The sequence below is a fragment of the Bacillus salitolerans genome, from assembly GCF_042680805.1.
Classification (GTDB): Bacteria; Bacillota; Bacilli; order Bacillales; family SA4; genus Bacillus_CJ; species Bacillus_CJ salitolerans.
This window is the reverse complement of the sequence record NZ_JBHUEM010000052.1, coordinates 68070-77571: the sequence shown is the minus strand read 5'-3', so window position 1 is coordinate 77571 and position 9502 is coordinate 68070. Positions and strand designations below refer to the sequence as shown.

The following is a 9502-nucleotide window of genomic DNA, read 5'->3' as shown; positions in this document are numbered from 1 at the left end:
ATTCGTTTTAAAGGTAAGTAAATTCAGCTTACAGGTAAGTAAATCGTGAATCGGGGTAAGTATTTGCACGGCACAGGTAAGTAATTCGTTTTAAAGGTAAGTAAATCGTGAAACGGGGTAAGTAAATTCGACTTACAGGTAAGTAATTCGTTTTAAAGGTAAGTAAATTCAGCTTACAGGTAAGTAAATCGTGAAACGAGGTAAGTATTTGCACGGCACAGGTAAGTAATTCGTTTTAAAGGTAAGTAATTTCAGCTTTACAGGTAAGTAAATCGTGAAACGGGGTAAGTAATTTCGACTTTCAGGTAAGTAATTCGTTTTAAAGGTAAATAATTTCAGCTTTCAGGTAAGTAAATCGTGAATCGGGGTAAGTAATTTCGACTTTCAGGTAAGTAATTCGTTTTAAAGGTAAGTAATTTCAGCTTTCAGGTAAGTAAATCGTGAATCGGGGTAAGTAATTTCGACTTTCAGGTAAGTAATTCATTTTAAAGGTAAGTAAATTCAGCTTACAGGTAAGTAAATCGTGAATCGGGGTAAGTATTTGCACGGCACAGGTAAGTAATTCGTTTTAAAGGTAAGTAATTTCAGCTTACAGGTAAGTAAATCGTGAATCGGGGTAAGTAATTTCGACTTTCAGGTAAGTAATTCATTTTTTAAAGGTAAGTAAATTCAGCTTACAGGTAAGTAAATCGAGAGACGGAGTAAGTAATTTCGACTCTCAGGTAAGTAATTCATTTTAAAGGTAAGTAAATTCAGCTTTCAGGTAAGTAAATCGTGAATCGGGGTAAGTATTTGCACGGCACAGGTAAGTAATTCGTTTTAAAGGTAAGTAATTTCAGCTTTCAGGTAAGTAAATCGTGAATCGGGGTAAGTATTTGCACGGCACAGGTAAGTAATTCATTTTAAAGGTAAGTATTTTCAGCTTACAGGTAAGTAAATCGTGAAACGAGGTAAGTAATTTCGACTTTCAGGTAAGTAATTCATTTTAAAGGTAAGTATTTTCAGCTTACAGGTAAGTAAATCGTGAATCGGGGTAAGTATTTGCACGGCACAGGTAAGTAATTCGTTTTAAAGGTAAGTAAATCGTGAAACGGGGTAAGTAATTTCGACTTTCAGGTAAGTAAATTGACAATCGAGGTAAGCATTTGCACGATATAGGAGATAAGTATTTGCCGCCCCAGGTAACTAATTCGCTCTAAATGCAAGTAATTTCGTTTTATAGTTAAGTAAATTGAATCAAAATAGTGAAACAAATGAAAGAAACACGCACAACATCAAGAGTACATACACTGAAACAAGGGCACTAATGATAGATGCAAAATTAAGCAGTGATTGTAATGATCTTTTAGCACATTTTTCTTTTAGAGTGATGATTAGCAACAAAAGAACAAAAGGCTCAGAGCTCCCCGTTTAGCCGCGAAAAGCAAATGTTCTGTCATGAAATAAGTGTGGGTTTTCCCTTTTATTCATAACAGGTTATTTGACCTCTCCGGGTGCTGGTGCTGGATTCAAAGTCACTATTTGACCTCACTGGGTGCTGGCGCTGAATTCCAAGTCACTAGCCCATTCTCTTGCTGAAAACTTTTATACTTTCTTGAAAATTAAAAAAGCCACGAATTCGTGGCTTTCTAATTACGCTGCTTGGGGCTCTTTTTTACTTCTTTTCGACTTTACATATGTTCCAATTCCGACCACTAGGGCAATCATCAAGATTTCAAAGCCGTATTTAATCCACGGATTGGCGAAGAAATCTTTCATAAAGGGCTCACCCACAATCATTTTAGAGGCGGTCCAAGCTAATACGGCAGCCCCTAATGTAATGATGATTGGGAATCTGTCCACAAATTTTAAGATTATAGTACTTCCAAAAATAACAATTGGGATAGAAATGATTAAACCAAGTACAACAAGTATGAAGCTTCCATGTGCCGCACCTGCTACTGCTAATACATTGTCTAGTCCCATTAGCGCATCTGCGATAATGATTGTTCTGATGGCCGCCCAGAAGTTACCAGCAGCACCGACATCGTGACCCTTATCTTCAACCAGTAGTTTGTAGGCAACCCATAATAACAATAGACCACCGATAAGTAGTAAGCCAGGAACTTTCAATAACCATACTACAGCCATTGTTGCTACTGCTCTAATCGCAATTGCCCCTACTGTTCCCCAGATGATGACCTTCGTTTGCATTTCTTTTGGTAAATTTCTAGCAGCAAGTCCGATAACGATTGCATTATCACCTGCTAATACTAAGTCGATAACAATAATGGCAAGTAGTGCAGAAAAAAATTCAGCCGAGAATAATTCCATTTTTATATTCCTCCTTTTTAATTCTAAAACACGGATTAATCATCTATATAAAACTAATATCCCTCCTCCATTCGGTCTACATACATGAGAAAAAGCCTTTACCAGTTGGTAAAGGCTTGCAAAAAATGAAGAGACCTTTACCATACATGATAAAGGTCTTGCCAACAACAATTGTTGTCCGATAAAGCCGGAGTTCCTATTGGAAACACGTAATGACGACTTTACCGTTAAGCTACTCCCCTTTGCTCCGAGACTGCTTTATTTATTAACATTATATTCCTATCCATATCATTTGTCTATCATTTTGCCTCTTTTAGGTAATGATAAAAATATATACTTGAAAAAAATCAATAAAATGAATATTATGATAGTTGTGTTTAAAAAACGTTCGTCTTTTAGGAGGACCTTTCTATGTTTAGGTTAAAAGAAAACAATACGACGGTTAAAACCGAAGTGCTAGCTGGAATCACCACGTTTTTAACAATGGTTTATATTGTGATTGTGAATCCAATTATTTTATCGGATGCTGGAGTTCCATTTGATCAAGTGTTTACAGCAACGATCATCGCTACCGTAGTGGGAACCTTGTGGATGGCATTACTTGCTAATTATCCTATCGCGATTGCCCCGGGTATGGGATTGAATGCCTATTTTGCGTACTCTGTTGTTGGCACGAACCCTAACATTACATATAGTGTTGCATTTTCTGCTGTATTAATTGCTGGACTTTTATTTATTATTTTATCCTTAACTCCATTTCGTGAAAAATTAATTGAAGCCATTCCTGAAAATTTAAAACATGGTATTACAGCTGGAATTGGTCTATTTATCGCTTTCATTGGTTTGCGTTTAACAGGAATTATTGCAGATCATCCAACAAACCTAGTTACGTTAGGTGACCTGCATGCACCCCAGGCATTATTAGCCCTTGGCGGATTAGCCATCACATTAGTGTTAATGGCACTAAATGTAAACGGTGCATTATTCTTTGGCATGATTGCAACCGGTATTCTTGCCTTTTTAACAGGTCACTTGTCGTTTGAAAACGGGTTTGTATCCATGCCAAGCTTGCCTGACGGAATCATCACGCTAAACCCCATCACAGCTATTGGCGATGTCATCCAATATGGTCTTTATGCGGTTGTGTTCTCGTTCCTTTTAGTTACGATTTTTGATACGACTGGAACGATGGTAGGCGTAGCGCAGCAGGCGGGTCTTATGAAAGGAAACAAGCTTCCGAAAGCTAGACAAGCATTGTTAGCGGATTCGGTTGCGACTACAATTGGTGCATCACTTGGAACGAGTCCAACGAGTGCCTATATTGAATCATCCTCTGGTGTAGCGGCTGGTGGACGTACAGGATTAACGACGTTAACCGTTTCTATTTTATTTATTATTGCAGCGTTTTTCGGTCCACTTGTAGGAGCAGTTTCAGGAATTTCCGCCATTACAGCACCTGCGTTAATTATCGTAGGTAGCTTAATGATTGGAACCATCACTCAAATCAAATGGAATGAAATTGATGAAGCCTTTCCTGCATTTTTGATTATTTTGAGTATGCCATTAACATCAAGTATTGCGACAGGAATTGCTTTAGGGTTTATTGCGTATCCATTAATGAAGGTTGCAAAAGGGAAGTGGAGAGATGTCCACCCTCTTGTTTACATTTTTGCCGTCTTATTTTTCTATCAGTTAGCGTTTCTTCCACACTAATGTACGCCAGCCATTTAGGCTGGTTTTTTTGTCCGTAAAAAGAAGAAGTCTTGATCGTGATTGATGAAGGGTTTCATAGGAGTGTTACAAAAAAATGTGGATAATACTAATGGTGATGGTTGCAATACTTAATCCTGTCGCGACTACCCACTTCATGGTCGACACTTTGTTCCTAGACAACTGACTATGAAGCTCACTTTCTGAAATATACCCTTTTTCTGTCAAATATTGATCAATCAAGGCATATACATCATTTTCGTTTAATTGCTCTTTTTCATGCTGGTGAAATTCCTCGTGAAGCTTGGCTAATTCATCAAGTTTGACCTCTAACTCTCGTAATTTAATCTCTTTGTCTTCCATTCCTCTACCTCCCTTCCTACGTATACTATTCTTTCAATCTGATTCGTGTATAGGTGTCCCACATATATAAGACAATATTTGATAAACGGCTGCCTGAGGCTTACTATGTTAAACTGGAGTAAAAAACGTATCAGGAGTGTGAGAAAATGCCAGACTGGTCTTATCATACGCTGTTCAAGCCTGTTCTTCATAAACTACCTGTTAAAGTTGGAAGGGAATTTATCCATCGTGGTATGAGTACCATTGCATCTTTCCTTGGTGGCAGGGCATTTATTGAATTCTTAGGTCATATGAAAAACTCCCATCACTTAGAACAACATCTTTTTGGTATTTCGTTCCGCTCCCCAGTTGGATTGAGTGGCAGGATTGATCCACAGCTTTCAGGATTAAAAGCATTTCAGCATCTTGGTTTTGGCTTTATTGAGGTTGGACCTCTATCGCTTAGAGGAGTGGAGCACGAACCAACACCCATTCTCCATAAAAAATCTGAACGGATTGACTTCGATCCTTCCTTTTCATTAAGTGTTCGTAAAGCAAAGGCGCAATTAGATACCTTAAAAAAAAAAGAAGTACCCCTTTTATTAAAATTAGAAGGAACTGGACCCGAACGAATAAAGCTAATCGAAGAGTTACGCCCTTATGCAGATGCGTTTATCTTAAATGGTGATTGTGAAAAGGGAATTGATCGTAAAGAAATAAAACGTCATACCCGAAATATTCCTGTCTTATTATCCTATCAAGCTTCATCTTCTGTTTTTGAAGCGATACAGGACCTCCGCAATATCGATGGAATCGTGATTGAAGAGTCAGGGACTATAAAAAATTTCAAAGGCTTCATCCAAGCAGTGAAAGCAAAAGTCGGACCTACGATTCCGATTATAGCAAGTGGCGGCATTCAACATCCAAAGGATGCCTTGGCACTGTTACAATCAGGTGCATCACTCGTATTCGTAAGCTCTGGGTATGTATTTTCAGGCCCAGGTCTGCCAAAACGTATAAATGAGCTCATCTTAGACTCCAAAAAAATCGAGCCTCCTCACATACAGGGATGGATATGGTATTGGTTATTCGGTCTGATGATCTTCCTTGGTGGTCTTCTCGCACTTCTATTTAGTATGTCTGTTGTCATTTTACCGTATGATGAATCGTTTCTCGGTCTTGTTAGACGTGAAATAATCGAGTTCAATTCAAACATTCTCTATTTTATGGCCCATGATCGAATGACTTTAGCAGGTACGATGATATCAGGCGGATTTCTTTATATGCAGCTTGCAAAGTACGGTGTGAAAAAGGGATTGCATTGGGCAAGAAAAGCCATTAACATTGCTGCCATTACAGGGTTTCTTGGTATTTTGCTGTTTATAGGGTATGGATATTTCGACTGGTTGCATGGAGTTTTTTGGCTCATCTTACTACCGTTCTTTATCTTAGGTTTCTTTAAAACAAAACATGCAACCCAAAGTCCGTCAGGTAAAAATTTGTTTAACACGACTATATGGAAAAGAAGCTTATATGGTCAACTTGCCTTTGTGATCCTTGGATTTTCCCTACTATTGGGTGGACTAATTATATCGTTTATTGGTGTCACGACGGTGTTTGTTCCAACAGATATCTCCTATTTATGTATTACACCCGAAGCATTAAATGAATATAATCAACGATTAATTCCTGTCATTGCTCATGATCGTGCCGGATTTGGTAGTGCTCTCGTTAGTGTAGGTGCCCTCGTGTTGATGATTTCATTATGGGGGATTAGACAGGGCGAGAAGTGGATATGGTGGACCTTAACGCTCGGTGCAATCCCAGCCTTTTTATCCGGCCTTATTACCCATTATGTCATTGGATACACTGATTTTGGTCATTTGCAACCAGCATACTTTGCGCTCTTACTATATGTCATAGGTTGTTTCTACACAGCACCTTTTCTAGTAGGAACCAATCAAGGTAAAAAACTTTGATTGGTTTTTTTTCGATATCGCTATTATTAGCACAATGGTTTTATTTACAACCTGAGTGGAAATATAGGTATAGAAGAGGAAAGAAAGGAGTTTTTTAAAATGAAAATCGTTCTTTTACTCATTTTTCTGTTAGTAGGTTGTAGTACCTATGAGGACACGAATCACGTTAAGGAAAATCAGGCTAATCAACCTGAAAGCAATATAGAAGATCATCTAGATGCTACTCCTAATACGCCTGGTAACAAACCTGACGCCAAGTTCCTATTGAGAGAATATAAAGAGCGATTTATGAAGCTAGTCCATGAATCAGATAATCAAGAAATAACTAGTTTTCGTACAAAAGAAGAGATAAAATCTCACTTTAAAGAGATTATGTCTGATGAATATGCAGATTGGTTAACCAACACTTACTTTAAGGAACAAAATGATGCTGTTTTCATCATTGCCAAAGACTCACCAACGTGGTTTCAACCAGTACAAGATCATACGCTCGAACCATTAAATGAAAAGACGTATATGCTGATACAAAAGCGCGAAAATGAATTGTTAGGACATGTAAACTTTTACACGTTCTTCAAACAGCGTGAAAATAAATGGATTATTGATAGTATTGAAGTCGTTGAATATGGGAATCTCTCAAGAAGAGAGGCAGAAAAGCTCGTGGAAGATGAATTACAATTACAGAATGATAACGAAGTCATTATAGAATTCGATCATTTAGAAGGGAAACAATATGTGATTCATGTCTATGACATTGTAGATGGTCATACAGCGACTCGGAGCTGGTATATCGTCAATCCAACAACTGGAGAAATTAAAAATATGATGAATATGTAAACAATTAGAAAAGGTTTGGATCTTTGATAGGTCCAAACCTTTTCCAGTTCGACGGATGATTCACACAACTTATGAAAAGGAATCAAGTCCTCGGCCATTCATTAATTGATGTATTCCGCCATATCATCCCACGCTGATTTTAGTTCAACACCCATTTCTTCGGCTGCCTTTTTGTTTATGACAAGCTTTAGCTTTTGTGGATATTGAACAGGCAGTTCAGCAGGTGATTTTTCTCCTTTTAAAACTTGGACTGCCATTTCCCCTGCTTCATAGCCGATATCATAGTAGTCAAAGCCATACCCTGCAAAGCAGCCACGTCCAACCGAGTCTAACTCACCTGCAAACATCGGTATATCTTTGTCATACAGGACTTTTAGGACTGATTCTAACGCGGATGCTACTGTGTTATCTCCTATCATATAAAATGCATCAACCCTGCCGATCAATGATTCTGCAGCTTGTTTCACCTCAGCTGACGTTGAGACACTCACCTTTACCGCCTCTAGCCCTTTTTCTTTTAACACATTTTCTACCATTTCAATTTGTGAAACAGAGTTTTGCTCGCCGGAATTATAAACAAATCCAATTTTCTTAACGTCAGGAAATTGAGTTGCAATAAAATCGACCATGCTCGGGATCGCTTCTGGATGAGTATCTGTCGTTCCCGTTACGTTTCCACCAGGACTTTCCATTGCTTTTACAAGTTCAGCCCCTAATGGATCTGTAACAGATGTAAAAATAATTGGAATTTCCTCTGTTGCGTTTAACGCTCCTTGAGCACTAGGTGTTGAATTTGCAAAGATGAGGTCTACTTTTTTACTTACAAGGTTCGTTCCGATGGTTTGGTTATTACTCATGTCCCCTTGGGCAATTTGAACATCATATTTTACGTTTTCTCCCTCAACAAATCCATTGTCTTTAAGGGCAGCCTTGAACCCTTCAAACGCTTTGTCCAGTGATGGATGCTCAACAATTTGAGTAACCCCAATCGTATATTGCTTCTCACTTGTCGAGCTACTTTGTGTACCACAAGCACTTATTAACCCGATGATACACAGCAGGACAATTGCCTTCATGACTAATTTTTTCATCTATGAATCCCCCTATTTACCTTTTTAAAATATTTTATAAGCCAATAGTCTTCGATAGACGTAATCACCATTGATGTTCATGGTAGATATGTAAATAGTAATTTGATGCCTCCCCCCCCTTTCTTATAAACAAAATACTTCATCAGAAAAAATGCTCCTCGATGTAGTTTTCTAAATTTTACAACTATTCAGTTACATTGTACAGATGTATATGATATATTTATTTCTTTTGTTGCATTATTTACGAATGAAGCAGTAAAAAAATACACTTAGATTTTGTTCATCCAAGTGTATGTGTTCAAGTTATTTTTTCGACAATGCCATCGTCTTAGCCGTACATTGTTCCATTGCGGTTAACACTGCTCCGCGAAAATTATGTTTTTCTAGAGCAGAAACCGCCTCAATCGTTGCCCCTCCTGGAGTACAAACTTGATCCTTCAGTTCACCAGGATGTTTTTCCGTTTCTAAAACCATTTTGGCAGCACCTAGGACTGCTTGCGCTGCAAGCTTATAGGCTTGATGTCTTGGGATACCTTGAAGTACGCCGCCATCTGCTAAAGCTTCAATAAACATATATACATAGGCTGGCGATGATCCACTAATTGCAGGAATTGCATCCATTAATGCTTCCTCTACGATTTCTGCTTTGCCAAAGCTATGATATAACGCCAGAATTTCATCCATTTCTGCCTGAGTAACGTTTTGATTTACACAAATTGCACTCATCCCTTCCCCCACAAGAGATGGCGTATTAGGCATTGTTCTAACAACTTTTGCACCATTTCCGAGGCTCTCCTCCATAAATGATAGATTGATTCCAGCGGCTATTGTAATTAAAATCGTCTCTGGTCCTACACTGTCTTTTATTTCTTCTAAAATTTCTTGATAAAGGTTTGGTTTTATCGCTAGGAAAAGAAAATCAGAAAAGCGAGTGACTTCTTCATTTGAAGTTGTTGTCAAAATCCCATATTCATTTTCCACTTTTGTAAGTGTTTGATTTGATTTTGCACTTGCTATAATTTGGTTCGGGAGTGTGATGTTTGATTTTATCATCCCCGAGATGATGGCTTGAGCCATCTTGCCACAACCTATGAAACCAATTCGTTTATTCATAACAACCTCCGTGTTTCATATTCTTCTTCAATCTTATCAAAATCGAATACGTTCTTAAATGAACAAGCCTTAAAAATAACAAAAGTCAGTGTATGCACTGACCTCATTCAACCATTT

General features: G+C 38.1%; 7 protein-coding genes. 3 read left to right on the top strand and 4 right to left on the bottom strand.

Annotated elements, in window-relative coordinates; genetic code table 11:
• Nucleotides 1-1632: 1632 nt before the first annotated feature.
• Nucleotides 1633-2313, bottom strand: coding sequence for a TerC family protein (locus tag ACFSCX_RS20860; RefSeq protein WP_377930193.1), 681 nt, complete (start codon nt 2311-2313; stop codon nt 1633-1635).
• A 411-nt stretch (nt 2314-2724) separates the two neighbouring features.
• Between ACFSCX_RS20860 and ACFSCX_RS20855 the strand changes: the two genes are divergently transcribed.
• Nucleotides 2725-4026, top strand: a complete 1302-nt coding sequence (locus ACFSCX_RS20855) for an NCS2 family permease (protein ID WP_377930192.1) — start codon at nt 2725-2727, stop codon at nt 4024-4026.
• An 84-nt stretch (nt 4027-4110) separates the two neighbouring features.
• Here the strand turns inward: ACFSCX_RS20855 and ACFSCX_RS20850 are convergent, their stop codons facing one another.
• Complete coding sequence (locus ACFSCX_RS20850; protein WP_377930191.1) at nt 4111-4386, bottom strand: hypothetical protein; 276 nt, start codon at nt 4384-4386, stop codon at nt 4111-4113.
• A 146-nt stretch (nt 4387-4532) separates the two neighbouring features.
• On the opposite strand from ACFSCX_RS20850, the gene ACFSCX_RS20845 reads away from it, so the two are divergent.
• Both ACFSCX_RS20845 and ACFSCX_RS20840 read left to right on the top strand, forming a co-directional pair.
• Nucleotides 4533-6344, top strand: a complete 1812-nt coding sequence (locus ACFSCX_RS20845; RefSeq protein WP_377930190.1) for a beta/alpha barrel domain-containing protein — start codon at nt 4533-4535, stop codon at nt 6342-6344.
• Nucleotides 6345-6443: 99 nt separating this feature from the next.
• Nucleotides 6444-7181, top strand: coding sequence for a hypothetical protein (locus tag ACFSCX_RS20840; protein WP_377930189.1), 738 nt, complete (start codon nt 6444-6446; stop codon nt 7179-7181).
• A gap of 101 nt (nt 7182-7282) precedes the next feature.
• Here the strand turns inward: ACFSCX_RS20840 and ACFSCX_RS20835 are convergent, their stop codons facing one another.
• Both ACFSCX_RS20835 and proC read right to left on the bottom strand, forming a co-directional pair.
• Nucleotides 7283-8272: an ABC transporter substrate-binding protein gene (locus tag ACFSCX_RS20835; protein WP_377930188.1), complete on the bottom strand. Its 990-nt coding sequence runs from the start codon at nt 8270-8272 to the stop codon at nt 7283-7285.
• A gap of 303 nt (nt 8273-8575) precedes the next feature.
• Nucleotides 8576-9385 carry a pyrroline-5-carboxylate reductase gene (gene proC, locus ACFSCX_RS20830; RefSeq protein ID WP_377930187.1) on the bottom strand — a complete coding sequence of 270 codons (810 nt, stop codon included), beginning with the start codon at nt 9383-9385 and terminating at the stop codon, nt 8576-8578.
• Nucleotides 9386-9502: the final 117 nt, after the last annotated feature.

What these genes read in the sequence shown, in the direction of transcription:
- ACFSCX_RS20850 (WP_377930191.1), bottom strand. Translation starts at nt 4,386, where the DNA reads ATGGAAGACAAAGAGATTAAATTACGAGAGTTAGAGGTCAAACTTGAT.
- ACFSCX_RS20860 (WP_377930193.1), bottom strand. Translation starts at nt 2,313, where the DNA reads ATGGAATTATTCTCGGCTGAATTTTTTTCTGCACTACTTGCCATTATT.
- ACFSCX_RS20840 (WP_377930189.1), top strand. Translation starts at nt 6,444, where the DNA reads ATGAAAATCGTTCTTTTACTCATTTTTCTGTTAGTAGGTTGTAGTACC.
- ACFSCX_RS20845 (WP_377930190.1), top strand. Translation starts at nt 4,533, where the DNA reads ATGCCAGACTGGTCTTATCATACGCTGTTCAAGCCTGTTCTTCATAAA.
- proC (WP_377930187.1), bottom strand. Translation starts at nt 9,385, where the DNA reads ATGAATAAACGAATTGGTTTCATAGGTTGTGGCAAGATGGCTCAAGCC.
- ACFSCX_RS20835 (WP_377930188.1), bottom strand. Translation starts at nt 8,272, where the DNA reads ATGAAAAAATTAGTCATGAAGGCAATTGTCCTGCTGTGTATCATCGGG.
- ACFSCX_RS20855 (WP_377930192.1), top strand. Translation starts at nt 2,725, where the DNA reads ATGTTTAGGTTAAAAGAAAACAATACGACGGTTAAAACCGAAGTGCTA.